Raw genomic sequence first — 26,799 nt, 5'->3', positions numbered from 1 at the left:
CCGGGTTGCGGACAGTGTCTGGTGGGTAGTTTGACTGGGGCGGTCTCCTCCCAAAGAGTAACGGAGGAGCACGAAGGTTAGCTAATCCTGGTCGGACATCAGGAGGTTAGTGCAATGGCATAAGCTAGCTTGACTGCGAGAGTGACGGCTCGAGCAGGTGCGAAAGCAGGTCATAGTGATCCGGTGGTTCTGAATGGAAGGGCCATCGCTCAACGGATAAAAGGTACTCCGGGGATAACAGGCTGATACCGCCCAAGAGTTCATATCGACGGCGGTGTTTGGCACCTCGATGTCGGCTCATCACATCCTGGGGCTGAAGTAGGTCCCAAGGGTATGGCTGTTCGCCATTTAAAGTGGTACGCGAGCTGGGTTTAGAACGTCGTGAGACAGTTCGGTCCCTATCTGCCGTGGGCGCTGGAGAATTGAGGGGGGCTGCTCCTAGTACGAGAGGACCGGAGTGGACGCATCACTGGTGTTCGGGTTGTCATGCCAATGGCACTGCCCGGTAGCTAAATGCGGAAGAGATAAGTGCTGAAAGCATCTAAGCACGAAACTTGCCCCGAGATGAGTTCTCCCTGAGACTTAAAGTCTCCTGAAGGAACGTTGAAGACGACGACGTTGATAGGTCGGGTGTGTAAGCGCAGCGATGCGTTGAGCTAACCGATACTAATGAACCGTGAGGCTTAACCTTACAACGCCGAAGATGTTTTGGCGAAGAGACAGAATTTCAGCTTTGATTCAGAGTCCGAAGGATTTTGCGCTGAGACAAGGCGGCAAGCGAAGGAAAGGAAGGAGCATACTGAGGTATGTGACTGACTTTACGAGAGCAGCCAACGCAGTATCAGCCCAAAAGACACAGGACAGAGCACAGGAATTTGCCTGGCGGCTGTAGCGCGGTGGTCCCACCTGACCCCATGCCGAACTCAGAAGTGAAACGCCGTAGCGCCGATGGTAGTGTGGGGTCTCCCCATGTGAGAGTAGGGAACTGCCAGGCATCAAATAAGAAGAACCCCGTACCGTAAGGTGCGGGGTTTTTTGCTTTTGTTTTCTCCCTCACTCTCACGCTCACCCTGCGGGAGAGGGCATCAGACCGCACCATTCCCCACCTGGGCTTTCTCCGGAACTTACCTTGCTAACGAAATTTGTGATCTCCCTCGCAATGTTATTTATAACAAAATAATAACATTTAATTTACAAGGTATTGAGTTCCTTCAGAGCTCAGCATGCCGTTGTTTATGGCAGGAGTATAATCATAATGACCGAAAGCATTACATCGAACGGGACGCTGGTTGCCAGTGATACCCGAAGAAGGGTATGGGCAATTGTTAGTGCCTCATCCGGTAACCTGGTTGAATGGTTCGACTTTTACGTCTACTCATTCTGTTCACTTTACTTCGCACATATTTTCTTCCCGTCAGGAAACACCACAACGCAGCTACTGCAAACGGCAGGTGTATTTGCAGCAGGATTCTTAATGCGACCGATTGGTGGCTGGTTATTTGGCCGTATCGCAGACCGTCGCGGGCGTAAAACCTCCATGCTGATCTCGGTCTGCATGATGTGTTTTGGTTCCCTTATCATCGCCTGTCTGCCGGGGTATGACGCTATTGGAACCTGGGCGCCCGCCCTTTTATTGCTGGCTCGTTTATTCCAGGGACTCTCCGTTGGGGGAGAGTATGGCACCAGCGCCACGTACATGAGTGAAATTGCACTTGAAGGTCGGAAGGGTTTTTACGCCTCTTTCCAGTATGTCACGCTCATCGGCGGTCAACTGCTGGCCATTCTGGTTGTCGTGATCCTGCAGCAGATCCTCACAGACAGCCAGCTTCATGAATGGGGATGGCGAATTCCTTTCGCGATGGGAGCTGCACTGGCGATCGTCGCGCTTTGGCTGCGCCGTCAGCTAGACGAAACCTCGCAAAAAGAGGTCAGGGCGCTGAAGGAAGCGGGATCGTTTAAAGGACTGTGGCGAAACCGCAAAGCTTTCCTGATGGTTCTCGGTTTCACCGCCGGTGGTTCACTCAGTTTTTATACTTTTACCACCTACATGCAAAAGTATCTGGTGAATACCACGGGAATGCACGCCAACGTCGCCAGCGTCATCATGACCGCCGCGCTGTTCGTCTTTATGCTGATACAGCCGCTAATTGGTGCGCTCTCAGATAAGATTGGCCGTCGCACATCGATGTTGATTTTTGGTGGCATGTCCGCCTTATGTACCGTCCCCATTTTAACCGCGCTTCAGCACGTCTCATCACCTTATGCCGCATTTGCTTTGGTGATGCTGGCGATGGTGATTGTGAGTTTCTACACCTCGATCAGCGGGATACTCAAGGCTGAGATGTTCCCGGCACAGGTGCGTGCTTTGGGAGTAGGGCTTTCTTATGCGGTCGCCAATGCCCTGTTTGGTGGTTCGGCGGAGTACGTTGCGCTGTCCCTGAAATCATGGGGAAGCGAAACGACATTCTTCTGGTATGTGACGATCATGGGGGCGCTGGCGTTTATCGTATCCCTGATGCTGCATCGCAAAGGGAAAGGTATTCGTCTTTAATAATGCGCCATTTGCCACACGGCATAGCCGGTCGTGGCACCGGCAACATCCCAGGCAAAATCTTTCCAGCTCCAGCCGCTCCCTGAGGGGCGGCTATCCCATAATTCTTTAGATGCCCCAAGGCTGACTGAGAACATCAGGCCGATTGCCGCACTACGATCCCGGCTATACCCCTGGTGCTGGGCGTACTCATTACCGGCAGCGGACAACATCGCGGATGCGAGGAAGTGTTGCGCTTTATCCTGGCCGGACCAACTATCGTTCGCCATATGGCTACAGCCGGTTAAACAGAGGGTCATGACTAACAGAGGAAGACGCATCAACAGCTCCATAAAAAGCCCTGCGGGTGGCAGGGCCTGGATATTACAGAATACGGCTGATAAGACGATCGATACGGATGCGACGCAAACGGCGAATAAGCTTACGAACCTTCACCGGATAATCGGCAATGCTCTGTAGCTCGCGATAATGACGAACAACCGTCGTATGTGTACGAATAAGTTCCAGTTCACGTTCACGCTGCGCGGCCAGTTCATGTTGTGGATCGTGGATCAGAATTGCGTTTTCCAGATCCAGACGCCAGGCACGAGGGTTCAGGTTGTTGCCGGTCAGCAGCATCCATTCATCATCAACCCACATTCCTTTGAGATGATAGCTGTTATCTTCATCTTTCCAGAGACGCACCACCAGCTGGTCGGTGTTTACGTAATACTGTAAGCGACTGAGGAAACGACGCAGGTTAATCTCATAAAGGTAGGGCAGGGCGCCGATGATTTTGAAGGGTTGATCTTCAGGAATGAAAAAGTCATTAGCCGTTTTATCACCGACAATAATTTCCACTTTTTTACCGTCGCGCAGCAGCTGAATTATATTGCGCACCAGCACGGCGGGAAGGTTAAAGTACGGCGTACAGATAGTGAGCTTCTGCTCTGCGCACGGCATCAGATGGAAAATCGTTTTGTTCAGCAGGCTGGATTTGCCTAAGCCCACCAGAGGTGTAACGGACAGCTCTTCGTTGTTTGCATCGCCCTGGAAATGATAAACCGCATCGCGCAGCTCCTGGCGGAACGCGCGAACGTCGTTTTTGATTTCCGGGCTTTTCGGTCGATGAGGATCGTCAAGGCGATTCACACCACGGCCATGTACCAGATGTTTATCCACCCAGTTAAACATGATGTCGGCCATCTGCGAATTACGGATCAGATGGTAGCGGTCGTAGCGATACTTATCGAGCTGATGAAGGTAAACATCATTCAGACTCGCGCCACTATAAAGCACGCTGTCATCGATGATGAACCCTTTGAAATGGAGTACGCCAAGCGCTTCACGGGTATTCACCGGCACCCCGTAAACAGGGACATCAACGCCAGGATTTTCCTGCGCCGTGCGGCAATACCAGTCTGCGTTTGTATTTGAAGCAGCAGCGCCAATACGGCCACGCTGAGCGCGGTGCCAGTCAACCAGCACGCGAACATCCAGTTCAGGACGCTGACGCTTGGCTTCGTAGAGCGCATTCAGGATCGCGCGGCCACCTTCATCTTGTTCAAGATAGAGTGCCACAATGCAAATGCGTCGCGTGGCGCTGGCAATCTTTTCCAGAAGCGTCTCCCGAAAATGAGCGGGAGCGTAAAAGAACTCTACATCATCAACTGACTGAGAAATCTTCGGTAGTTGAGCAAGGTGTTGTTGATGTTTATTACGCTTAAATTTTGACAACATCACAGTGCGTTTCTTCTCTGTTCATTGAAGGGTTGTCTGTACCATGCAAACAACATAAGCGGACAATGATACCACCAGTCCCGTCCAAAGTGGGTAACATTTCCAGTAGCTTACTCGGGTTTATCCGGCGATTTCAGAGTGAGGGAGAGGGCAACAATCCCCTCGTCCAGCTGAATATCAACATCAAAACCGAGTTTTCGCGCCAGGGTCACCATACCGCGATTGTTTGGCATAGTAATGCCATTCAGGCGTAACAATCCGTGATCGCGCGTATAACTGATGAGTTTTTCCAGTAGCCGCCGCCCAAGGCCCAGGCCTTTAAGATCGGAGCGCACCAGTACGGCAAACTCCGCATCGACGTTATCCGGATCTGAAATAGCACGCGTCACGCCAAGGATCTCATCACCGTTTTCGGAACGACGAACGGCGACAAAGGCCATTTCTCGATCGTAGTCGATCTGGGTCATATTGGCTAAATCATCATGGGTAAATTCGTTGATTTCGCTGAAGTAGCGATAGTAAAGATCCTCTTTCGTGACCTGAGAGATAAACGTCCGCAGTTGCGGTTCGTCTTCCGGCAAAATGGGGCGAAACAGCGAACGCTCACCGTTCTTCATCTCCACCCACTCTTCCAGTTGCAGAGGATAAGGACGGATTGCCAGACGGCTCTCTCTGTCGCCTTCGAATGGTGCGATATCCAGCGTGACGTCCAGCGCCGTGAACTCATTGCCGGAGGCGAGCAGAGGATGAATGTCCAGCCGCTGGATCTCCGCGCAATCGACTATCAGGTTAGAGACCTGCACCAGGAACTGGCTTAACCCCGCAATATCGAGCGGACGCAGGGCGCTCCGGCCACGAATTTTTTTGCTTTTGATGGCCTGAATAATCAGATAGCGAGCAAGGTTCATGTTCAACGGCGGTAAGGCCACCACGGCTTGTTCTTCAGGGCGCCATTCCACGCCACCTTCTCCCAGCATGATGAGCGGGCCAAAAACCGGATCGTGCTCAACAACCACCCGCAATTCCTGTGCGCCCGCGCGGTTCGCCATGCTTTGCACCAGCAGTCCGTGGATCCTGGCCTGGGGCCAGGCCATTTTTACGCGGTCGAAAATAGCATCTGCCGCTTGCTGAACTTCAGCCGCGGTTCGAAGATACAGCATTACCCCCTGCACATCGGACTTGTGGGGAATATCCGGTGAGCGAAGCTTAAGGGCGACCGGATAACCAATCTGTTCGGCAATATGTACTGCTTCCGCGCTGTCGCTGGCGATCCAGGTTGGCAGCGTCTGCATCCCATAGCTACCAAGAATGGGTTGCACTTCGTGAGTGTCCAGCGATGTCGCACCTTCATCGATAGCCTGTTGCAACAGCCGGTGAACGTCGACGGAATTTGCCGTCAGATTGCCGGGCAATGCTGGAGTTTCACGTAACTGTTTCTGGTTACGACGGTACTCCACCATATGCATAAAGGCGGTAATAGTCCCTTCCGGGGTGCGGTACGTTGGCAACCCCGCTTCGCTGAACAATCGCCGCGCCTCCTGAGAGGAGAACTCACCGCACCAGTTGGTAAGCAGAGTGACGTATTTACCACGCGGATGGTTACGCACTGCTTCAATGAGGGCTCGCGCGCTCTCACTGCCAGGAGCGACCGCGCTGGGGGAGTGGATAATCATCAGCGCATCGAAATCCTGACTATCCAGCAAAATAGAGATTGCTTTGATATAGCGATCGCTACTGGCATCATCGCGTAAATCAAGGGGGTTCCCGGGGGCAACGCTGATGGGTAAATCCTCTCTCAGGCGCTGAAGCGTCTCTTCACCGAGCGTGGCCAGCTTGCCATTACGTAACCACAGTTCGTCCAGCGCCAGCGCCGCCGGAGCTGCGCCGTTACTGACAATCATTAATTTCTCTCCGCGCAACGGACGCATATGACTCAACGTCTCGACGGCGGAAAAAAGTTCGTGCGTGTCCTGTACCCGCAGTAAACCCGCGCGCTGGATAGCCGCATCCCAGGCGGGATCCATCCCGGAGTGGGAATGCAGCAGGCTCTGTGCTGCAGGGCTGCGTCCGCTTTTGATGACCAGGATGGGTTTATTACGTGATGCGCTGCGCGATGCCGACACAAAACGACGGGCGTCGCTGAGGTGTTCAAGATAAAGCAGGATCGCACTGGTTTTGCTGTCACGCGCCAGAAAATCCAGCAGTTCATCCACGTCGATATCCAGGCTGTCACCCAGGGCGATGAAGTAGGAGAACCCCATCTCACGCTGCTGGGCCCAGTCAAGGATTGTGTTGGATACCGCAGCCGACTGCGAAATAAAAGCAAGTTTGCCTTTACGGATCGGCACTGGAGAAAAGCTGGCATTCAGTCCTTGCCAGGGGGCGAGTAATCCCAGACTGTTCGGCCCGAGAATACGCATTTGATAGCGGCTGGCGCATGCCAGAAGCTCGGGCTGCTGTTCAGGAGGAGATGAGAGGATAATGCAGGTCTTACACCCTTTCTTGCCGAGCGATTCCAGCAGTTCCGGGTTACGTTTCGCATTTGTACAAAGTACGGCCAAATCGGGTACGAAAGGCAGGCTCTGCACATCAGGCCACGCAAGCACCCCCTGAACGGCCTTATAGGCCGGTGTAACGGGCATAACGGGGCCATTAAATCCGCCGGCCAGCAGGTTGCGCATCATCAGATAGCCAGCGCGATCCGGTTTCATTGATGCGCCGATAACGGCTATGGATTTAGGACGTAGTAGCGCTTCTAACCCTCGCTGGCTCATGCAGGCCTCCTGTGAATGCAAGCGACCTGATGATTTTAAACGTTTTCTGTCCCGGTTGCTGTGACACTGCCCTTATGAACGGTTTTTCCCGCCAGATAGCGTTCGCGAAAACGGGAGAAATGGCTGCCCAGCGCGCCAGCCGCCTCGGTATCACCCGCTAAATCCAGCAGTGCGATCGCCACTTCGGCGGTGCAGTATTGTCCGTCAGCATGGGCTTCACGTAAGCGGTAGGCCGATACGCGAGAGAGGTCGACAGAAATGATCGGCAGCGCGTCAAGGTAAGGGCTTTTACGGAACATTTTCCGCGCTTCCGTCCAGGTGCCATCCAGCATAATAAACAGCGGTGGTTTTCCGGATGGCGGGGCTGACAATACCTGACGGTCGGCGCCTGCATAGGAGGCGGGGAAAACGACCATCGGCTGATAGTCCGGGCTTGCCACTAAGTCGAGCAGGGCCTGAGGAGGCTCCGTTCGCGACCACTGAAACGCGGCCGTATCAGGCAGAATATCGGCGATCAGACGGCCCGTATTGCTGGGTTTCATCGGTTCGGTATCAAACATGACCAGGCAAAAACGGCTTTCCGCCGTGGCCGGTACCAGCGTGTCGCACAGGCACACTTTTAACGGCAGCAGGCAGCGCTGGCAGCGACGGATGCGGTTGCCACGAGCGAGAAAAGGGCGAGTCGCGCGGGCAAGGCGTTCGGCGCGTAATTGAAGTACAGCGTTATTAGTCATGGGCGAAAGGGCAGGAAAAACCCCATTTTCGCAGAGGCGGGAACAGGGCACAAGATGTGCCCTGTGAATGTTACAGCGACTCGTTCAACCAGCTCTCGAACGGCGCTTTGGGTACCGCGCCGTTGAGCATGTCGATGACTTCACCATTTTTGAAAATCATGATGGTCGGAATGCTACGAATACGAAAACGGGCGCTGAGCTCGCGTTCTGCCTCCGTATTCACCTTCACAAAACGCATCTTCCCGCTGCGCTCTTCGGCGACATCTTCAAAGATTGGCGCGAAGTTACGGCACGGGCCACACCATGGTGCCCAGAAATCGACAACCACCGGAAGATCGTCCTTGAGGAGTTTGTCCAGCGTAGCACCTGTAGCGTTAATCACATCGCCATCAAACAACTCATGGCCACAACGCCCGCATTTCGCACCATCCTCGATCCGATCGTCCGGAATGCGGTTAAGAGCCTGACAGTTGGCACATACGGTATTCATAACTAACCTCTGATAGAACCATGGGACAGCGGCAGTATGCCGATAATGTTTCTAATATGTTACATATTATCAATGAGCCTGTTTGAAACGACAATGCGTTTTATTCAATGAGAACAATAGTCACAGGCTTTTGTACGAAATTATGGCTATGCGCTTGCACATCGGGTAATCTGCGCGCTTCGCGCAGCGCTGGTGGAGAAAAGCATGAACGACGAAATGAAAAATAAAAGCGGCAAGGTCAAAGTGATGTATGTCCGCAGTGATGATGACTCTGATAAACGCACCCAAAATCCGCGTACCGGAAAAGGTGGCGGGCGTCCGGCGTCCTCTCGTGCAGACGGTGGCCGTCGCCCCGCCCGCGATGATGACCGCAAACGTGATGACCGCAAGCGTGACGATCGCAAACGCGATGATTTTGCACGTGAGGGTTCGTCACCATGGCGTACCGTGTCCCGCGCACCTGGCGATGAGACGCCTGAAAAAGCCGATCACTGCGGCATCAGCGGTAAAAGCTTTATCGATCCGGAAGTGCTGCGCCGTCAGCGTGCGGAAGAGACACGCGTGTATGGCGAAAACGCCTGTCAGGCTCTGTTCCAGAGCCGCCCTGAGTGTATCGTTCGTGCATGGTTTATCCAGAGCGTCACCCCTCGCTTCAAAGAAGCCCTGCGCTGGATGGCGGCAAACCGTAAAGCCTATCATGTGGTTGATGATGCCGAGTTGACGAAAGCGTCAGGCACCGAACACCACGGTGGTGTCTGCTTCCTGATCAAAAAACGTAACGGCACAACGGTGCAACAGTGGGTCAGCCAGGCTGGTGCCGATGACTGCGTGCTGGCGCTGGAAGATGTGGGTAACCCGCATAACCTGGGGGCGATGATGCGCAGCTGCGCGCACTTCGGCGTTAAAGGGGTACTGCTGCAGGATGCTGCGCTGCTGGAATCCGGTGCTGCGATCCGTACTGCGGAAGGCGGTGCCGAGCACGTTCAGCCGATCACCGGCGACAGCGTTCTGGATGCCATCGAGCAGTTCCGTAAAGCGGGTTATTCCATTGTGACGACCTCCAGCCATGCCGGTACGCCGCTGTTTAAAGCGACGCTGCCGCGCAAGATGGTGCTGGTGTTAGGTCAGGAACGTGATGGTCTGTCAGACGCGGCACTCTCGAGTGCGGATCTGAGCGTCTCTATTGACGGGACGGGCAATGTGGAAAGTCTGAACGTTTCCGTCGCGACCGGCGTACTGCTGGCGGAGTGGTGGCGTCAGAACAAAGCATAAGCTTTTTATGTGCCGGGCCAGCCCGGCACATTCATTTCCTACTCGCTTTCTGCCGGTAACACGGGCATCCAGTCAATCGGCGTTTCGCCACGTTTTTCCAGCCACTCATTCGCCAGAACAAAATGATTACAGCCAAAGAAACCACGATGGGCTGACAGCGGAGACGGGTGTGGCGCTTTCAACACGTGATGACGCTGACGGTCGATAATCGCCCCTTTCTTCTGCGCATGCGATCCCCACAGTAAAAACACTACCCCCTCACGATGTTCATTGATAAGGCTGATGACTTTATCCGTAAAGGTTTCCCACCCAAGGCTGGCGTGAGAGTGCGCCTGACCTGCTCGTACGGTTAAGACGGTATTCAGTAACAGCACGCCCTGGCGCGCCCAGCTTTCCAGGTAACCATGATTGGGCCGGGTAAAACCGGGGATCGTTCCTTCAAGCTCTTTATACATGTTCAGCAGAGAAGGGGGGATAGCCACGCCCGGGCGCACGGAGAAGGCCAGCCCATGAGCCTGACCAGGGCCGTGGTAAGGATCCTGACCCAGGATCACGACTTTGACATCGCTCAGTTCGGTATAGCGAAACGCGTTAAATACGTCTTTCTGGGGCGGATAAATCGTCTGGCCAGACTGCCGCTCTGCCGCAACGGTACTGAGAGTGTTGATAAAATAGGGCTGCTGTTTCTCTTCTGCCAGCACATCGTGCCATGTCAGCGGTGTCGTCATCTCGCTCTCCTGCGAATCTCATTCTGCGCCTAGCTTAACCGCTAAATCCTGCGGTGCAAAATTCCATGCGGAAATTAGCCCTAACTCCTTAAATTATGGTTGAAAAATTACAGATTGATTTGAATTGGTAAGGCTGGAAAATTGATCTGAAACAATAAAACCAGACCACACTCTTTGTGTGGTTGGTGATTTTGTTGATTTAAATCAATAAATCACTGGAGTGTGAATGATATATATACACACAAGAAACAATGGTTTTACCAATTGGCCGCGAAAGGCCTACACCAGTTAATGTAGCCTAAGGGAGGCAACACATGATTACAGGTATCCAGATTACTAAAGCTGCAAACGACGATCTGCTCAACTCTTTCTGGCTGCTGGACAGCGAGAAAAACGAAGCACGCTGTGTGGTAGCAAAAGCGGGTTTTGCGGAAGATGAAATCGTTCCAGTTAATAAGCTGGGCGAAATTGAATACCGCGAAATCCCAATGGAAGTGAAACCAGAAGTGCGTGTTGAAGGTGGTCAGCATCTGAACGTGAACGTACTGCGTCGCGAAACGCTGGAAGATGCGGTTAAGCATCCTGAAAAATACCCACAGCTGACTATTCGTGTGTCTGGCTACGCGGTGCGTTTCAACTCTCTGACCCCGGAACAGCAGCGCGACGTTATCGCGCGTACCTTTACTGAAAGCCTGTAAGGTTTTTAGCCACGGGGGTGGAACAAAAAGCCGGGATATTTCCCGGCTTTTTTTTACTCTTCAGTTTTCGCTTCTGACGCAGTACCGCTTGGCTTACGGCGTTTACCAATATTCTTGGTATCGCGATGACGCTGCTTCACGCGCGGCTTCTCTTTTTCTTTCTCTTTTCTCTCCGCACGTTTCGCCAGTGCTTTTTTAGACGGTTTGCCCGTCATTTTTTCACTCGGTGCACGCGTGGTTGGGCGCAGGCCATCGACAACGCGGGATTTCAGCGGCTCGTCGATATAGCGACCAATTTTCTGCAGCAGCAGATGGTCGTGCGCTTCAACCAGGGAGATCGCTGTACCTTTACGCCCGGCGCGGCCGGTACGGCCGATGCGGTGCAGATAGGTATCACCGCTGCGCGGCATATCGAAGTTGATCACGTGGCTGACGTCCGGAATGTCAATCCCGCGTGCAGCAACATCTGTTGCCACCAGCACGTTAACGCGGCCATCGGTCAGACGCTTAATGCCTTCAGTACGTTTGATCTGTGCCATCTCGCCTTCGAGGTAGCAGTTGTTAATCCCGGCATTACGCAGCATTTCAGCCAGCTCATGCACACGCTCGCGCTTACGCACAAAGACGATAGTGCGGGTGGCCTCTTCCTGCTTCAGCAGGTGCTTGAGCAATTCAACCTTGTGCTCAAGGTTGTCCGCGCGATAGTACCACTGATGGATCTTCTTGCGTTCACGGGTAGAAGGCGTTGCCGACACTTCCACCGGATCTTCCAGCAGGCGCTCTGCGAAGTCTTTGATCGCGTCCCCTTCGAGGGTGGCAGAGAAGAGCATTGTCTGGTTGCGCCAGCGCGTCTCGCCGGCGATGTGTTCGATATCCTGCGCGAAGCCCATGTCCAGCATACGGTCGGCTTCGTCCAGAATCAGGGTTTCTACCGCGCGGCAGTCAAAGTTCTCTTCTTTAATGTATTGCAGCAGACGGCCTGTCGTCGCAACGACGATATCCTGGTTTTCGCTGAACACTTCGGCGTGGTTCATATACGCAACGCCGCCGGTGATTGTGGCGATATCCAGATGGGTATTCGCTGCCAGCTCGCGTGCGTGATCGGCAACCTGCATAGCCAGTTCACGGGTAGGCGTCAGGATCAAAATACGCGGCGGGCCTGATTTTTTACGAGGAAAATCGAGCAGGTGCTGCAACACAGGCAGCAAGTAGGCTGCTGTTTTCCCCGTGCCGGTTGGCGCAGAACCGAGCACATCGCGGCCCTCAAGCGCAGGCGGAATGGCCGCTGCCTGAATGGCGGTCGGGCGTGTAAAGCCTTTGCTCTCAAGTGCATTGAGCAGGCTTTCATCGAGTTCAAGTTCGGAAAAAGTCGTTACAGTCATGTTCTACCTCTGTGTGGGGCGCTGATTATAGACGTTACGGCTGTAATCTTCATCTGTTTGTATGGATATCGCTTTTCGGCCACTTCGCTTTCCCCTATGCTACTCCAGTTTCACTTAGAAGGTTGCTCTGACATGTCTCAACTCAAAGCGCAATTGCGCCGCGATGGTTTTACGTTTAAACAATTTTTTGTTGCTCACGATCGCTGTGCCATGAAAGTCGGTACAGACGGTATTCTACTGGGAGCGTGGGCGCCTGTCGCAGGGGTTAAGCGCATTCTGGATATTGGCACCGGCAGTGGTCTGTTGGCATTAATGCTGGCTCAGCGCACGGAAGAACATGTCACCATTGATGCGGTTGAACTGGATGCGCAGGCCGCAGGGCAGGCGAGTGAAAATGCGCTCGAATCCCCCTGGGCAACACGAATAAAAGTTGAATGCGCGGACGTACTGGCCTGGGCACCAGAGCAAACGGCGCGTTATGATTTGATCGTCAGTAACCCTCCCTACTACGCGCCCGGCGTGGAGTGCGGTACGCCTGAGCGCGAACAGGCTCGCTATACCGGTTCGCTCGATCATAAAGCCCTGTTAACCAGCGCGGCGAATTTAATTTCCGAGGAAGGGTTCTTCTGCGTGGTTCTTCCCGAAAGCACCGGCAATATCTTTATTGAGATCGCACGGGAGATGGGCTGGAACTTACGGCTGCGTACCGATATCTCGGATACGGAAGGGCGTTTACCACACCGGGTCTTGCTGGCGCTTTCACCAAAAGAAGGTGAATGTTTTAACGACAGAATGGTTATCCGTGGGCCAGACCAGCGTTACTCCGAAGATTACACTGCGCTGACCCAGGCATTTTATCTGTTTATGTGACGCTGCGGGGAGAGAACCGACGGGCCGGATTCAGGCAGCGTGTCGGGATAGTCCAGGGTGTAGTGCAAACCCCGACTCTCTTTACGCATCATCGCGCAGCGAACAATCAACTCGGCAACCTGCACCAGGTTACGCAGCTCCAGCAGATTGTTGGAAACGCGGAAATTGGCATAATACTCATCAATTTCCTGCTGCAGCATGGTGATACGGCGTAAGGCTCTCTCAAGACGCTTCGTCGTGCGTACAATGCCAACGTAGTCCCACATAAATAGCCGAAGCTCATGCCAGTTATGCTGGATCACAACCAGCTCATCCGGGTTTTCCACGCGGCTCTCATCCCAGGCTGGTAAGTGCTCAGCGTGGCGGGCATACGGCATGCGTTTGGTTATATCCACCGCTGCGGACCAGCCGTAAACCAGACACTCCAGCAACGAGTTGGATGCCATGCGGTTCGCGCCATGCAGCCCGGTATAGCTCACCTCGCCGATGGCATACAGACCATCCACGTCCGTACGGCCATGATCGTCAACCATGACGCCACCACAGGTATAGTGAGCGGCTGGCACAATCGGTACCGGGTCACGCGTCAGATCAATCCCAAGGCTGAGCAGCTTTTCATAAATCATCGGGAAATGCTGACGGACAAACTCAGCCGGTTTGTGGCTGATATCCAGATACATGCAATCCACGCCAAGACGTTTCATCTCGTGATCGATAGCGCGGGCGACGATATCACGCGGCGCAAGCTCGCCTCGCGGGTCAAAGTCCGGCATAAAACGTGAGCCGTCCGGTCGTTTCAGATACGCGCCTTCACCGCGCAGGGCTTCCGTCAGCAGGAAATTGCGCGCCTGCGGATGAAACAGTGCGGTTGGATGAAACTGGTTGAACTCAAGATTGGCAACACGACACCCGGCGCGCCAGGCCATGGCGATACCATCACCAGAGGCAATGTCCGGGTTGGTGGTGTATTGATATACTTTGGAGGCGCCACCTGTTGCCAGCACCACGGCTTTCGCCTGACAGGTTTCGACCTTTTCTTTATTACGATTCCAGACCCAGGCTCCCACCACCCGGCGTGTGCCCGGCAGGCCAATCTTGTCAGAAATAATCAGGTCAACGGCATTACTGCGCTCAAGCACCCGAATATTAGGATGGCTGAGCGCCTTGCTGACCAGGGTGGTTTCCACCGCTTTACCGGTGGCATCTGCAGCGTGCAGGATCCGGCGATGGCTGTGTCCGCCTTCGCGGGTAAGGTGGTAACTCTCTTCGCCGTTTGGCTGAACCTGAGTATCAAACAGTACACCCTGGTCAATAAGCCACTGGACGCAGTGACGCGCATTGCTGGCGACAAATTCCGCAGCATGTTCATCGACGATCCCAGCTCCGGCAATCAACGTATCTTCGACGTGTGACGCAATGCTGTCTGTTTCATCAAACACGGCGGCAATTCCGCCCTGGGCATAAAATGTGGAGCCTTCGCTCATCGGTCCTTTACTCAGAACAATTACGCTCTGATGCTCAGCCAGACGCAGCGCCAGCGAGAGTCCTGCCGCGCCGCTACCGATGATCAGTACATCACAATGTAGTTCAGGTGTTGTGTTCATGATTTTTTGTTTAATTTACTAAACAGTGTTTGGGCAGAATAGCACTCCGGTGCGAGATATCGCACGTTTTTTTTATTCTCAGTTGCAATGACTAAACGCGCATGCGCGGATTTCCGGCATGTAAAAGAAGGAAAATATTTTGCGAAGCAGGTCTTTAGCGTCAGATTTTGTGGTGAAATAAAGCCTGGGTTGCGTTACTCTTCTGACCGGATAAGAGATGTTTGAAGTCAGAAAGTGGGTATGTATCGTGAACAGACTTATAATGAGAGAAAATAAACAGTCTGTGACGCGATGAACAAAAACAAAGGCGTTACGGAACTTATTGAAGAATAGACACTCCAACTCGGTGCTTGCTCAAAAGTGCGGGATTTGTAGAGTGGCGTTTCGATAACGCGTGGAATTTTGGTTTGGGGAGACATTACCTCGGATGAGCGAGCAGTTAACGGACCAGGTCCTGGTTGAACGGGTCCAGAAGGGAGATCAGAAAGCCTTTAACCTACTGGTGGTGCGCTACCAGCATAAGGTGGCGAGTCTGGTTTCCCGCTATGTACCGTCAGGTGATGTGCCTGATGTTGTACAAGAGTCTTTTATTAAGGCCTATCGCGCGCTGGACTCGTTCCGGGGAGATAGTGCTTTTTATACCTGGCTGTACCGTATTGCGGTCAATACGGCAAAGAATTATCTGGTCGCTCAGGGCCGTCGTCCGCCTTCAAGTGATGTGGACGCAATCGACGCCGAAAACTTCGAAAGTGGCGGTGCGCTGAAAGAAATTTCGAACCCTGAGAACTTAATGTTGTCAGAAGAACTGAGACAAATTGTTTTTCGCACGATCGAGTCGCTCCCGGAAGATTTACGCATGGCAATTACGTTACGGGAGCTTGATGGTCTGAGCTATGAAGAGATAGCCGCTATCATGGATTGTCCGGTCGGCACGGTACGTTCACGAATTTTCCGTGCGCGAGAAGCTATTGATAATAAAGTTCAACCGCTTATCAGGCGTTGACGATAGCGGGATACTGGAAAAGGTATTAGGCATGCAGAAAGAAAAACTTTCCGCTTTAATGGATGGTGAAACGCTGGATAGTGAGCTGCTCAACGAGTTGTCTCATTCTCCCGAAATGCAAGAGACCTGGGAGAGTTACCATCTCATCCGTGACACCCTTCGTGGTGACACCAGCGAGGTTATCCATTTCGATATCTCAGCCCGCGTGATGGCGGCTATTGAGAATGAGCCTGTTCATCAGACCACTCCGCTGATTCCTGAAGCTCAACCTGCACCACACCAGTGGCAGAAAATGCCGTTCTGGCAGAAGGTGCGTCCGTGGGCCAGTCAACTTACCCAAATGGGTGTGGCGGCATGCGTATCGCTTGCAGTTATCGTTGGCGTCCAGCACTATAATACTCAGTCTGAAACTAATCAGCAGCCAGAAGCGCCAGTGTTCAATACACTGCCGATGATGGGCAAAGCCAGCCCGGTAAGTTTGGGTGTACCGGCTGATGCCTCCGCCAGTGGCGGTCAGCAACAGCAGGTTCAGGAGCAGCGCCGTCGCATTAATGCGATGTTGCAGGATTATGAGTTGCAGCGTCGTCTGCACTCAGAACAGCTTCAGTTTGAGCAGGCACAAACCCAGCAGGCTGCTGTGCAGGTGCCAGGAAACCAAACTTTAGGAACGCAATCGCAGTAATGAAGCTACTTTGGTTCGCCATGTCTCTGATGGCGGGTAGCCTGTTCTTCTCTGCCAACGCCTCGGCTGATGTTTCATCCGGGGCGTTGTTGCAGCAAATGAATCTGGCCAGCCAGTCACTCAATTACGAGTTGGCATTTATCAGCATCAATAAGCAGGGCGTCGAGTCGTTACGCTATCGCCATGCCCGTCTTGATAATCAGCCGCTCGCGCAACTTTTACAGATGGATGGCCCGCGTCGGGAAGTGGTTCAGCGTGGTAACGAAATCAGCTATTTCGAGCCAGGCCTGGAGCCTTTCACCCTCAATGGCGACTATATCGTTGATTCTCTGCCATCGCTCATCTACACCGACTTCAAGCGTCTTGCCCCTTACTACGATTTTATTTCGGTAGGGCGTACGCGCATCGCTGACAGACTGTGTGAAGTGATCCGCGTTGTTGCCCGCGACGGGACGCGTTACAGCTACATTGTCTGGATTGATGCCGAAACCAAGCTCCCTATGCGTGTAGACCTGCTTGATCGCGATGGCGAAACGCTGGAACAGTTCCGCGTTATCTCCTTTAGCGTCAATAATCAGGTGGGTAATAGCATGCAGAATCTGGCGAAAGCCAGCCTGCCGCCGCTGCTTTCTGTTCCGGCGGGAGATTCCGTGAATTTCAACTGGGTTCCTTCCTGGATCCCGCAAGGCTTTACGGAAGTATCAAGCAGCCGACGACAACTGCCTACCATTGAAACGCCGGTTGAATCGCGCCTCTACTCCGATGGCTTGTTCAGCTTCTCGGTGAACATCAATCGCGCGACGGCAAACAGTGCCGAACAAATGCTGCGTACCGGACGTCGAACAGTCAGTACCACGGTACGCGACAACGCGGAGATCACCATCGTCGGCGAATTACCCCCGCAAACGGCGAAGCGTATTTCTGACAGCATCAAATTCAGGGCTGCACAATGATTAAAGAGTGGGCTACGGTTGTATCATGGCAGGACGGTGTTGCGCTGGTAAGCTGTGATGTAAAGGCCTCCTGTAACAGTTGTGCATCCCGGGCAGGTTGCGGCAGCCGCGTGCTAAATAAGCTCGGGCCGCAAACCTCGCACACGCTTTCCGTGCCAAGTGAGCAACCGCTGGTGGCAGGACAGAAGGTGGAACTGGGCATTGCCGAAGGCAGCCTGTTGGGTTCCGCAATGCTGGTTTATCTCTCCCCGCTGGTGGGGCTCTTTGTGATGGGCGGCGTGTTTCAGATGCTGTTTGGTACCGATGCGGCAGCCATGTGCGGCGCTGCATTGGGAGGTGTGGGTGGTTTCTGGCTTGCCAAAGGTTTCTCCCCAAGGCTCGCAGCCCGCGAAGCGTGGCAGCCTGTTATTCTCAGCGTAGGGCTGGCACCAGACCAACTTCGTGTTGAGACGCTCTCCTCTGAGGCCCGGTGATCCATCGGGCTTTATCATCATTTACATCTTAAAAAAGAAAACGCCATTTCTTCACGCTATACCTGGCGCTAAGTGCATTTCCAGGTAACGGAGATGTAGTGTAGAATGCTGCGTTTTCGCACTGAAAAACGTCAGGCTAAGAACAGCGGCCTCCAGGAATTCGTAAGGCATAATTATTTAACTATATGAAGAACATACGTAACTTTTCGATCATTGCTCACATTGACCACGGTAAGTCGACGCTGTCTGACCGTATTATCCAGATTTGCGGTGGCCTGTCTGATCGTGAAATGGAAGCCCAGGTTCTGGACTCCATGGACCTGGAACGCGAACGTGGTATCACCATTAAAGCGCAGAGCGTCACGCTCGATTACAAGGCGGCTGATGGTGAAACCTACCAACTGAACTTTATCGACACCCCAGGCCACGTTGACTTCTCCTATGAAGTTTCTCGCTCGCTGGCAGCCTGTGAAGGCGCGCTGCTGGTGGTGGATGCGGGGCAGGGCGTAGAAGCCCAGACCCTGGCAAACTGCTACACGGCGATGGAAATGGATCTCGAGGTGGTGCCGGTTCTGAACAAGATCGACCTTCCAGCCGCTGACCCTGAGCGCGTGGCGGAAGAGATTGAAGATATCGTCGGAATTGACGCGACCGATGCCGTGCGTTGCTCGGCCAAAACCGGCGTGGGCGTTACCGATGTGCTGGAACGTCTGGTGCGTGATATTCCGCCACCAGAAGGTGACCCGGATGCCCCACTGCAGGCGCTGATTATCGACTCCTGGTTCGATAACTATCTGGGCGTTGTCTCGCTGGTGCGTATTAAAAACGGCACCATGCGTAAAGGCGACAAAATTAAGGTGATGAGTACCGGCCAGGTCTATAACGCAGACCGTCTCGGGATCTTCACACCAAAACAGGTTGACCGTACCGAGCTGAAATGCGGCGAGGTGGGTTGGCTGGTTTGTGCCATTAAAGACATTCTCGGTGCGCCAGTGGGCGATACCCTGACCGGCGCGCGTAACCCGGCAGAAAAAGCGCTGCCAGGCTTTAAAAAGGTGAAACCACAGGTTTATGCCGGCCTGTTCCCGGTCAGCTCTGACGACTACGAGAACTTCCGTGATGCGCTCGGCAAGCTGAGCCTGAACGATGCCTCGCTGTTCTACGAGCCAGAAAGCTCCACGGCGCTCGGCTTCGGCTTCCGCTGCGGCTTCCTTGGTCTGCTGCACATGGAGATCATTCAGGAACGTCTGGAGCGTGAATACGATCTGGATCTGATCACCACCGCGCCGACCGTAGTGTACGAAGTGCAGACCACCAACAAAGAGATTGTCTACGTCGACAGCCCGTCCAAGCTGCCGCCGCTGAACAACATCGATGAGTTGCGTGAGCCAATCGCAGAGTGTCATATGCTGCTGCCGCAGGAATATCTGGGTAACGTTATCACGCTGTGCGTGGAGAAACGTGGCGTTCAGACCAACATGGTTTACCACGGTAACCAGGTCGCGCTGACCTACGAAATCCCAATGGCGGAAGTGGTTCTCGACTTCTTCGACCGTCTGAAGTCTACGTCTCGTGGCTATGCGTCACTGGATTACAACTTCAAACGCTTCCAGGCTTCGAACATGGTACGTGTGGACGTGCTGATCAACGGCGAACGTGTTGATGCGCTGGCCCTGATCACCCACAACGACAATGCACCGTACCGTGGCCGTGAGCTGGTTGAGAAGATGAAAGATCTGATCCCGCGTCAGCAGTTTGATATCGCGATTCAGGCGGCCATCGGCAACCACATTATCGCCCGCTCTACCGTGAAACAGCTGCGTAAAAACGTTCTGGCGAAATGCTATGGCGGTGACGTCAGCCGTAAGAAAAAGCTGCTCCAGAAGCAGAAAGAAGGTAAGAAGCGTATGAAGCAGGTCGGTAACGTCGAACTGCCGCAGGAAGCATTCCTTGCCATTCTGCATGTTGGTAAAGACGGCAAATAACCCTAAGGAGTTGGCATGGCGAACATGTTTGCCCTGATCCTGGTCATCGCTACCCTGGTGACAGGTCTGTTGTGGTGTCTGGATAAGTTTATTTTCGCCCCAAAACGCCGTGAACGTCAGGCTGCCGCGCAGGCAGCCACAGGTGATGGGCTTGATGCGAAAACCCTGAAGAAAGTTGGCCCGAAACCGGGCTGGCTGGAGACCGGGGCATCGGTATTCCCGGTGCTGGCGATTGTGCTGGTGGTGCGTTCGTTTATTTACGAGCCCTTCCAGATCCCGTCAGGCTCCATGATGCCAACGCTGCTGATTGGTGATTTTATTCTGGTCGAGAAGTTTGCCTATGGCATTAAAGATCCGATCTACCAGAAAACGCTGATCGAAACGGGCCATCCGAAACGTGGCGACATTGTGGTGTTTAAATACCCGGACGATCCACGCCTTGACTACATCAAGCGCGCGGTGGGTTTGCCGGGTGATAAAGTCACCTACGATCCGGTTGCCAAAGAAGTGACCGTTCAGCCTGGCTGCAGCTCCGGTACCGCGTGTGAAAACGCGCTGCCAATCACCTACTCAAACGTTGAGCCAAGTGATTTTGTGCAGACCTTTGCCCGTCGTAACGGCGGCGAAGCGACCAACGGTTTCTTCCAGGTGCCGAAGGATGAAACCAAAGAGAACGGTATTCGTCTGGTCGAACGTAAAGAGACGCTGGGTGATGTGACGCACCGGATCCTGACCGTGCCAATTGCGCAGGATCAGGTCGGGATGTATTACAAACAGCCAGGTCAGCAGCTGGCCACCTGGATCGTACCGCCGGGACAGTACTTCATGATGGGCGATAACCGCGATAACTCCGCGGACAGCCGTTACTGGGGCTTTGTGCCGGAAGCGAATCTGGTGGGTAAAGCAACCGCAATCTGGATGAGTTTTGAGAAACAGGAAGGCGAATGGCCGACCGGGGTACGCCTGAATCGTATTGGCGGGATCCATTAATTCTCAATAATTGAACACGTAGTCGCTTTAATTAGCGGCTACGTGAATTATTTCAGCGATAAATCTCTTCGAACTAACGACATCCCCTGTCGTTGTGTATAGAATATTCCCCCGAAGTTTAAGGTTGGCCCTGCAAGGGTGCCACGGCACACGAAACCGCGTTGGTTTTCTCAGGTCGGTTTCGTGTGCTGCATTTTTGACGCATTCATTTATTGGTATCGCATGAACCCCATCGTAATTAATCGGCTTCAACGGAAGCTGGGCTACACTTTTCATCATCAGGAGCTGTTGCAACAGGCATTAACCCATCGCAGTGCCAGCAGCAAACACAATGAGCGCCTCGAATTTTTAGGTGACTCAATTTTGAGTTTCGTGATTGCTAATGCGCTTTATCATCGTTTCCCGCGTGTGGATGAAGGTGATATGAGCCGCATGCGCGCCACGCTGGTAAGGGGTAACACCCTTGCGGAAATCGCACGCGAATTTGAACTAGGCGAATGTCTGCGTCTTGGGCCGGGTGAACTGAAAAGCGGCGGCTTCCGTCGTGAATCTATTCTTGCCGATACGGTTGAAGCATTAATCGGTGGCGTGTTCCTGGACAGCGATATCCAGACCGTAGAAAAACTGATCCTGAACTGGTATCAGACCCGTCTGGATGAAATCAGTCCGGGCGATAAACAAAAAGATCCGAAAACGCGTTTGCAGGAATATTTGCAGGGTCGTCACCTCCCGCTGCCATCTTATCTGGTGGTGCAGGTGCGTGGTGAAGCGCACGATCAGGAATTTACCATCCATTGCCAGGTCAGTGGCCTGAGTGAACCGGTGGTGGGCACAGGTTCAAGCCGTCGTAAGGCTGAACAGGCTGCCGCCGAACAGGCGTTAAAAATGCTGGAGCTGGAATGAGCGAAGAAAAAACCTATTGCGGATTTATTGCCATCGTCGGACGTCCGAACGTGGGTAAATCCACCCTGCTGAATAATCTGCTTGGGCAGAAGATTTCGATCACCTCGCGTAAGGCACAGACCACGCGTCATCGCATTGTCGGTATCCATACTGAAGGCGCGTATCAGGCGATCTACGTCGATACCCCAGGCCTGCACATGGAAGAGAAGCGTGCCATTAACCGCCTGATGAACAAAGCGGCGAGCAGCTCGATTGGTGATGTGGAGCTGGTTATTTTCGTTGTGGAAGGCACCCGCTGGACGCCGGACGACGAAATGGTCCTGAACAAGCTGCGTGACGGTAAAACGCCGGTGATCCTCGCGGTCAACAAAGTGGATAACGTACAGGAAAAAGCCGATCTGCTGCCGCACCTGCAGTGGCTGGGTAGCCAGATGAACTTCCTCGACATCGTTCCGCTGTCTGCAGAGACCGGTCTGAACGTGGATACCATCGCCGGTATCGTGCGTAAGCATCTGCCGGAAGCGACTCACCACTTCCCGGAAGATTACATCACCGATCGTTCTCAGCGCTTTATGGCTTCTGAAATTATCCGCGAAAAGCTGATGCGTTTCCTTGGCGCAGAACTGCCGTACTCCGTGACGGTAGAGATCGAGCGTTTCCAGAGTAACGAGCGTGGCGGTTACGACATCAATGGCCTGATCCTCGTTGAGCGTGAAGGGCAGAAGAAGATGGTCATTGGCAACAAAGGCGCCAAGATCAAAACCATCGGTATCGAAGCCCGTAAAGACATGCAGGAGATGTTTGAAGCACCGGTTCACCTGGAGCTGTGGGTGAAAGTGAAATCTGGCTGGGCCGATGATGAGCGTGCTCTGCGCAGCCTCGGTTACGGCGAAGATCAGTAAACCAAGACGACGCACGAATGGAAGGCTGGCAGCGCGCTTTTGTTCTGCATAGTCGTCCCTGGAGCGAAACCAGCCTGATGCTGGACGTCTTCACGGAAGAGTCGGGTCGCGTGCGCCTTGTTGCAAAAGGCGCACGTTCCAAACGTTCCAACCTCAAAGGCGCCTTACAGCCCTTTACGCCGCTGCTGGTCCGCTTTGGCGGGCGAGGGGAAGTCAAAACCCTGCGCAGCGCTGAAGCCGTCTCTCTGGCGCTTCCCCTTTCTGGCATCACGCTTTACAGCGGTCTGTACGTCAATGAACTCATTTCACGCGTTCTTGAACATGAGACTCGCTTCTCTGAACTTTTCTTCGATTATCTGCACTGTATCCAGGCCCTTGCTGGCGCAACCGGTTCGCCTGAACCCGCCCTGCGCCGTTTTGAGCTGGCGCTGCTGGGTCACCTGGGATATGGCGTCGATTTTCTGCATTGTGCGGGGAGTGGAGACGAGGTCGAAGACGGAATGACCTACCGGTATCGGGAAGAAAAAGGGTTTATCGCCAGCGTCGTGATTGATAACAACACCTTTACCGGACGCCAGCTCCGGGCGCTGTATGAGCGCGAATTTCCGGACCAGGATACCCTTCGTGCTGCAAAACGCTTTACCCGGATTGCGCTCAAGCCGTATCTTGGGGGCAAACCCCTGAAGAGCCGCGAATTGTTCAGGCAGTTTATGCCGAAACGTTAACGTTTTATCCCTCACCCCAGCCCTCTTACGGAGGGAGAGAGGGAAGGAAAATGAATCAAAATACCGAGGATTGTCATGGCTGAATTACTGTTAGGCGTCAACATCGATCACATCGCCACGCTGCGTAATGCTCGCGGCACGGCTTATCCCGATCCGGTTCAGGCGGCGTTTATCGCTGAGCAGGCTGGCGCCGATGGCATTACCGTTCATCTGCGCGAAGACCGCCGCCACATCACTGACCGTGACGTGCGTATTCTGCGACAGACGCTGGATACCCGGATGAACCTGGAGATGGCGGTCACGGAAGAGATGCTGACGATTGCCTGTGACACCAAACCGCATTTCTGCTGCCTGGTACCGGAAAAGCGTCAGGAAGTGACCACCGAAGGCGGTCTGGACGTGGCGGGGCAGCGTGACAAAATGCGCGATGCCTGCAAACGCCTGGCGGACGCGGGTATCCTGGTTTCTCTGTTCATTGACGCTGATGCGGAGCAGATCAAAGCGGCGGCTGACGTGGGCGCGCCGTATATTGAAATTCACACCGGCTGCTACGCCGATGCCAAAAACGATGCCGAGCAGGCTAAAGAGCTGGAGCGTATCGCGAAAGCGGCTACTTACGCCGCGAGCCTGGGTCTGAAGGTTAACGCAGGGCATGGGCTGACCTACCACAACGTTAAAGCCATCGCCGCCCTGCCGGAAATGCATGAGCTGAACATCGGCCACGCCATTATTGGCCGTGCGGTGATGAGTGGCCTGAAAGAGGCGGTTTCAGAAATGAAACGCCTGATGCTGGAAGCGCGTCAGTAATGGCTATTCTGGGCTTAGGTACCGACATCGTCGAGATAGCCCGCATTGAAGCGGTGATCGCCCGTAGTGGCGATCGCCTGGCAAGGCGCGTGCTGAGCGATAACGAATGGGCCATCTGGGAAGCGCATCAGCAGCCGGTACGTTTCCTGGCCAAGCGCTTTGCCGTTAAAGAGGCAGCGGCCAAAGCCTTTGGCACCGGTATTCGTAACGGTCTGGCGTTTAACCAGTTTGAAGTGTTTAACGATGAGCTGGGTAAGCCGCGCCTACGTTTATGGGGCGAGGCCTTGAAGCTGGCAGAGAAACTCGGCGTGGCGCACATGCACGTGACAATCGCGGATGAACGGCACTATGCCAGCGCAACGGTGATTATCGAGAGTTAAAGTTTGTCCGCGTGATGCATCAGGACAAACTTATCCCACAGCTGCTCTTCGCTTTCGACGTGTGCCGGATCCTTCAGGATGGTATTGGGGATCGGGCACACCTTCTGGCAGGTCGGCGTTTCATAGTGGCCAATGCACTCGGTGCAACGGTCAGTGTTAATCTCATAAATGCTGTCGCCCATCGAAATGGCCTGGTTAGGGCATTCCGGTTCGCACATATCGCAGTTGATGCATTTTTTGGTGATTAACAGCGCCATCAGGAAATTCTCAGAAACAACACAAACAGGGCGGGCATTATACGCTCATTCGTTGTTCAAACCAGTTTTTTTACCAGCTCTTCGCTGTGACGAATCCGCTCAGGCGCATGCTCCAGATCCTGCTGCACCAGCGCCATAAACAGCAGATCCGTCAGCATCATTTGCGCGCTGGTGGACGAAATAGCCGCGCTGCGCGTGGCCTGCTCCTCGGCAATGGTATACAAACAGCGCGTTGCCCGCTGCTGCAGTGCATTGGGCGTAAAACCGGTAATAGCCAGAATTTTACCACCCACACGCAGGGCCTCGTCGGTGGCCATGTTGATTTCACGGCGTTCCCCGGTATAGGAGATCGCCAGCAGCAGATCGTCAGGATCCATGGCCTGCACTGTCGCCAGCAGGGCATGCATATCCTGTTCGACGATGGCGTTATACCCGATTTTCGTCAGCTTCCAGCCAAAATTACGCGCCACCAGCCCGGATGCACCGATGCCGGTCAAAATGATCCGTCGTGCCGCACGCAGCATTGCCACGCTTTCCAGTAATTTTTCTTCAGAGTTTACATCAAGAGTGGCGTGCATGGCCGCGACGTTCTCTTTGATTAACTTCTCGCCCACCAGACGCATGGGATCATCGCCACGGATCTGATTATGCACCGGCATGGATTGCGGATTGGGGTTACTCACCAGGGCTTCGCTGATTGCCAGTTTCAGGGCCGGGAAGCCCTTAAAGCCAATCTTCTGGGCAAACTTCACCACGCTGGACTGGCTCACACCCGCTTCACTTGCCAGCTGCTGAGAGCTGAGATGGCGGGCATGGTCGGGCTGAGAAAGCAAAAAATCCGCCAGCTTTTTGTCGCTTTGAGCAAAGCCTGCATAACGCTGGCGAATGCGAATTAAACAGTTCATACGTTCTCCTGGCGAAAATGTGATTGTCTGCGCAAATACGAATTTTGCTCGCCTGAATGAATTTTATATTCCATTATAGTGCGATTATTATGAATTAAAAATTCCAGAGGTAAAAAAGATGAATCTTGGCTCACTTGTATCAGAAACGCGCAACCCGCAAACCATGGATCTGGATGCTCTCTCCACCCTGGAGCTGGTTAACCGTTTTAATCAACAGGATACGCTGGTCGCACTGGCAGTGAAAGAGACATTACCAGAGGTGGCGAAGGCCGTCGATGCTGCGGCACAGGCGCTCAAGGCGGGGGGCCGCATTATTTATATGGGCGCCGGAACCAGCGGACGACTCGGCGTGCTGGATGCCTCTGAATGTCCGCCTACGTTCGGCGTTCCGCACGGGCTGGTGGTCGGTCTCATTGCCGGTGGGCCTGGCGCGCTGCTGAAGGCGGTAGAAGGGGCGGAAGACAACAAACAGCTCGGTGAAGATGACCTGAAAGGGCTTAACCTCAACGCAAACGATCTGGTGGTCGGGCTGGCTGCTTCCGGGCGCACACCTTACGTCATTGGTGGCCTGGAATATGCCAATCAGACGGGCTGCACTACCGTGGCTATCTCCTGTAATCCAGGCTCGCCCATTGCGCAGGTGGCCCACATCGCTATTTCGCCGGTTGTCGGGCCTGAAGCGCTCACCGGCTCCACGCGCCTTAAATCCGGGACCGCGCAAAAACTGGTGCTCAATATGATCTCCACCGGCGCGATGGTGAAGTTCGGCAAGGTGTATCAGAACCTGATGGTGGATATGCAGGCCACCAACGTCAAGCTGGTGGACCGGGCCTGTCGCATGGTAATGGAAGCGACCGGTGCGAGCCGCGAAGAGGCGGAAGCCGTACTCAAACAAACCGATCACGATGTGAAACCGGCCATTCTGATGATCCTGAGCGGGCTGGATGCCGCCGCCGCGCGAGCCAGGCTTGCCGAGCATAATGGATTCTTACGGGCGGCATTAGAAAACTAA

General features: G+C 53.8%; 27 protein-coding genes and 2 rRNA genes. 19 read left to right on the top strand and 10 right to left on the bottom strand.

The annotated features are described in order from the left end of the window. The 3 genes from EQV24_RS07990 to EQV24_RS07975 all read left to right on the top strand — a co-directional run. Positions 1-691: ribosomal RNA gene (locus EQV24_RS07990) — 23S ribosomal RNA — on the top strand; the annotation flags it as partial. A 187-nt stretch (positions 692-878) separates the two neighbouring features. Then, positions 879-994 (top strand): 5S ribosomal RNA (gene rrf / locus EQV24_RS07980). A gap of 261 nt (positions 995-1,255) precedes the next feature. Beyond that, positions 1,256-2,551 (top strand): MFS transporter, encoded by a 1,296-nt coding sequence (locus EQV24_RS07975; protein ID WP_013098335.1) that lies wholly within the window; start codon positions 1,256-1,258, stop codon positions 2,549-2,551. On the opposite strand, the gene EQV24_RS07970 is transcribed toward EQV24_RS07975, so the two are convergent. The 5 genes from EQV24_RS07970 to trxC all read right to left on the bottom strand — a co-directional run bounded on the left by EQV24_RS07970 (position 2,548) and on the right by trxC (position 8,268). After that, positions 2,548-2,871 carry a YfiM family lipoprotein gene (locus EQV24_RS07970; RefSeq protein ID WP_040023403.1) on the bottom strand — a complete coding sequence of 108 codons (324 nt, stop codon included), beginning with the start codon at positions 2,869-2,871 and terminating at the stop codon, positions 2,548-2,550. The genes EQV24_RS07975 and EQV24_RS07970 overlap by 4 nt on opposite strands. A gap of 43 nt (positions 2,872-2,914) precedes the next feature. Further along, complete coding sequence (gene pssA, locus EQV24_RS07965; protein ID WP_029882218.1) at positions 2,915-4,270, bottom strand: CDP-diacylglycerol--serine O-phosphatidyltransferase; 1,356 nt, start codon at positions 4,268-4,270, stop codon at positions 2,915-2,917. 110 nt (positions 4,271-4,380) lie between these two features. Continuing rightward, positions 4,381-7,044 carry a protein lysine acetyltransferase gene (gene pat, locus EQV24_RS07960; protein WP_130626396.1) on the bottom strand — a complete coding sequence of 888 codons (2,664 nt, stop codon included), beginning with the start codon at positions 7,042-7,044 and terminating at the stop codon, positions 4,381-4,383. Between the two features lie 35 nt (positions 7,045-7,079). After that, entirely contained in the window at positions 7,080-7,778 is a 699-nt protein-coding gene (tapT, locus tag EQV24_RS07955) for a tRNA-uridine aminocarboxypropyltransferase (protein ID WP_130626395.1), read from the bottom strand. Positions 7,779-7,848: 70 nt separating this feature from the next. Further along, positions 7,849-8,268, bottom strand: a complete 420-nt coding sequence (gene trxC / locus EQV24_RS07950; protein WP_013098330.1) for a thioredoxin TrxC — start codon at positions 8,266-8,268, stop codon at positions 7,849-7,851. 204 nt (positions 8,269-8,472) lie between these two features. On the opposite strand from trxC, the gene EQV24_RS07945 reads away from it, so the two are divergent. Beyond that, positions 8,473-9,540 carry a tRNA/rRNA methyltransferase gene (locus EQV24_RS07945; protein ID WP_130626394.1) on the top strand — a complete coding sequence of 356 codons (1,068 nt, stop codon included), beginning with the start codon at positions 8,473-8,475 and terminating at the stop codon, positions 9,538-9,540. Positions 9,541-9,578: 38 nt separating this feature from the next. Here the strand turns inward: EQV24_RS07945 and ung are convergent, their stop codons facing one another. Continuing rightward, entirely contained in the window at positions 9,579-10,268 is a 690-nt protein-coding gene (gene ung / locus EQV24_RS07940) for a uracil-DNA glycosylase (protein WP_029882221.1), read from the bottom strand. Positions 10,269-10,582: 314 nt separating this feature from the next. Between ung and grcA the strand changes: the two genes are divergently transcribed. Next, a complete protein-coding gene (gene grcA / locus EQV24_RS07935) occupies positions 10,583-10,966 on the top strand; it encodes an autonomous glycyl radical cofactor GrcA (protein WP_013098327.1) in 384 nt (127 codons plus the stop codon). Between the two features lie 53 nt (positions 10,967-11,019). On the opposite strand, the gene srmB is transcribed toward grcA, so the two are convergent. Then, on the bottom strand, positions 11,020-12,348 hold the full coding sequence (gene srmB / locus EQV24_RS07930; RefSeq protein WP_013098326.1) for an ATP-dependent RNA helicase SrmB: 1,329 nt from the start codon (positions 12,346-12,348) through the stop codon (positions 11,020-11,022). A gap of 132 nt (positions 12,349-12,480) precedes the next feature. On the opposite strand from srmB, the gene EQV24_RS07925 reads away from it, so the two are divergent. Then, positions 12,481-13,218, top strand: a complete 738-nt coding sequence (locus EQV24_RS07925; RefSeq protein ID WP_130626393.1) for a tRNA1(Val) (adenine(37)-N6)-methyltransferase — start codon at positions 12,481-12,483, stop codon at positions 13,216-13,218. Here EQV24_RS07925 and nadB read toward each other — a convergent pair. After that, entirely contained in the window at positions 13,203-14,822 is a 1,620-nt protein-coding gene (gene nadB, locus EQV24_RS07920) for an L-aspartate oxidase (RefSeq protein ID WP_013098324.1), read from the bottom strand. The genes EQV24_RS07925 and nadB overlap by 16 nt on opposite strands. Positions 14,823-15,172: 350 nt before the next feature. Here nadB and rseD point away from each other — a divergent pair, with 350 nt between their 5' ends. The 12 genes from rseD (at position 15,173) to acpS (ending at position 24,625) form a co-directional block, all read left to right on the top strand. Then, positions 15,173-15,253: a rpoE leader peptide RseD gene (rseD, locus tag EQV24_RS07915; RefSeq protein ID WP_225368419.1), complete on the top strand. Its 81-nt coding sequence runs from the start codon at positions 15,173-15,175 to the stop codon at positions 15,251-15,253. After that, positions 15,250-15,825 (top strand): RNA polymerase sigma factor RpoE, encoded by a 576-nt coding sequence (gene rpoE, locus EQV24_RS07910; protein ID WP_006176728.1) that lies wholly within the window; start codon positions 15,250-15,252, stop codon positions 15,823-15,825. The genes rseD and rpoE overlap by 4 nt, the downstream gene beginning before the upstream one ends. A 31-nt stretch (positions 15,826-15,856) precedes the next feature. After that, positions 15,857-16,507: an anti-sigma-E factor RseA gene (gene rseA / locus EQV24_RS07905; protein ID WP_023620106.1), complete on the top strand. Its 651-nt coding sequence runs from the start codon at positions 15,857-15,859 to the stop codon at positions 16,505-16,507. Next, on the top strand, positions 16,507-17,460 hold the full coding sequence (gene rseB, locus EQV24_RS07900; RefSeq protein WP_130626392.1) for a sigma-E factor regulatory protein RseB: 954 nt from the start codon (positions 16,507-16,509) through the stop codon (positions 17,458-17,460). The genes rseA and rseB overlap by 1 nt, the downstream gene beginning before the upstream one ends. Next, entirely contained in the window at positions 17,457-17,933 is a 477-nt protein-coding gene (rseC, locus tag EQV24_RS07895) for a SoxR-reducing system protein RseC (protein WP_038420411.1), read from the top strand. The genes rseB and rseC overlap by 4 nt, the downstream gene beginning before the upstream one ends. 185 nt (positions 17,934-18,118) lie before the next feature. Beyond that, positions 18,119-19,918 (top strand): translation elongation factor 4, encoded by a 1,800-nt coding sequence (gene lepA, locus EQV24_RS07890; protein WP_013098320.1) that lies wholly within the window; start codon positions 18,119-18,121, stop codon positions 19,916-19,918. 15 nt (positions 19,919-19,933) lie between these two features. Further along, entirely contained in the window at positions 19,934-20,908 is a 975-nt protein-coding gene (gene lepB, locus EQV24_RS07885; protein WP_013098319.1) for a signal peptidase I, read from the top strand. Between the two features lie 222 nt (positions 20,909-21,130). Next, positions 21,131-21,811, top strand: coding sequence for a ribonuclease III (rnc, locus tag EQV24_RS07880; RefSeq protein ID WP_003860711.1), 681 nt, complete (start codon positions 21,131-21,133; stop codon positions 21,809-21,811). Then, positions 21,808-22,713 (top strand): GTPase Era, encoded by a 906-nt coding sequence (gene era, locus EQV24_RS07875; RefSeq protein ID WP_013098317.1) that lies wholly within the window; start codon positions 21,808-21,810, stop codon positions 22,711-22,713. The genes rnc and era overlap by 4 nt, the downstream gene beginning before the upstream one ends. Before the next feature lie 17 nt (positions 22,714-22,730). Beyond that, positions 22,731-23,438, top strand: coding sequence for a DNA repair protein RecO (recO, locus tag EQV24_RS07870; protein WP_013098316.1), 708 nt, complete (start codon positions 22,731-22,733; stop codon positions 23,436-23,438). Between the two features lie 75 nt (positions 23,439-23,513). After that, positions 23,514-24,245: a pyridoxine 5'-phosphate synthase gene (pdxJ, locus tag EQV24_RS07865; RefSeq protein ID WP_013098315.1), complete on the top strand. Its 732-nt coding sequence runs from the start codon at positions 23,514-23,516 to the stop codon at positions 24,243-24,245. Next, the gene (acpS, locus tag EQV24_RS07860) at positions 24,245-24,625 is read left to right on the top strand and encodes a holo-ACP synthase (RefSeq protein WP_013098314.1); all 381 of its coding nucleotides are present in this window, start codon (positions 24,245-24,247) and stop codon (positions 24,623-24,625) included. The genes pdxJ and acpS overlap by 1 nt, the downstream gene beginning before the upstream one ends. On the opposite strand, the gene EQV24_RS07855 is transcribed toward acpS, so the two are convergent. Then, positions 24,622-24,882 (bottom strand): YfhL family 4Fe-4S dicluster ferredoxin, encoded by a 261-nt coding sequence (locus EQV24_RS07855; protein WP_020690052.1) that lies wholly within the window; start codon positions 24,880-24,882, stop codon positions 24,622-24,624. The two genes, acpS and EQV24_RS07855, sit on opposite strands and share 4 nt — an antisense overlap. A 56-nt stretch (positions 24,883-24,938) precedes the next feature. After that, a complete protein-coding gene (locus tag EQV24_RS07850; RefSeq protein ID WP_130626391.1) occupies positions 24,939-25,787 on the bottom strand; it encodes a MurR/RpiR family transcriptional regulator in 849 nt (282 codons plus the stop codon). A gap of 118 nt (positions 25,788-25,905) precedes the next feature. Between EQV24_RS07850 and murQ the strand changes: the two genes are divergently transcribed. Continuing rightward, entirely contained in the window at positions 25,906-26,799 is an 894-nt protein-coding gene (murQ, locus tag EQV24_RS07845) for an N-acetylmuramic acid 6-phosphate etherase (RefSeq protein ID WP_013098312.1), read from the top strand.

The organism is Enterobacter sp. A8 (genome assembly GCF_004296595.1).
GTDB lineage: Bacteria > Pseudomonadota > Gammaproteobacteria > Enterobacterales > Enterobacteriaceae > Enterobacter > Enterobacter cloacae.
This window is presented reverse-complemented; position numbering and strand designations above follow the sequence as displayed.